This is a genomic window from Stenotrophomonas testudinis (genome assembly GCF_024499815.1).
GTDB lineage: Bacteria > Pseudomonadota > Gammaproteobacteria > Xanthomonadales > Xanthomonadaceae > Stenotrophomonas.
The window spans coordinates 1-283 of the sequence record NZ_JAMOKY010000082.1; the positions used below are offsets into that span (position 1 = coordinate 1).

Sequence of the window (283 nt, forward strand, 5' to 3'; positions counted from 1 at the left end):
CCCCCCCCCCCCCCCCCCCCCCCCCCCCCCCCCCCCCCCCCCCCCCCCCCCCCCTGGCCACCCACACCGCCCCGCCCAACCAGCAGAAAACCAGGGCCGCTTTTGATCTTGCTTCGGCTTCGGCTTCGGCCTCTGCAGGTGCAGGGCGCAGCCCTGCCGAAAGCACAAAAAAAAACAGCAGGCCGGAGCCTGCTGTTTCGGTGTAATGGTGCGCCCGGAGAGATTCGAACTCCCGACCGCCTGGTTCGTAGCCAGGTACTCTATCCAACTGAGCTACGGGCGC

At 68.9% G+C, this 283-nt stretch carries 1 tRNA gene; it reads right to left on the minus strand.

Annotated elements, in window-relative coordinates:
• Positions 1–206: 206 nt before the first annotated feature.
• Positions 207–283 (minus strand) — tRNA-Arg (locus tag NQ204_RS19570).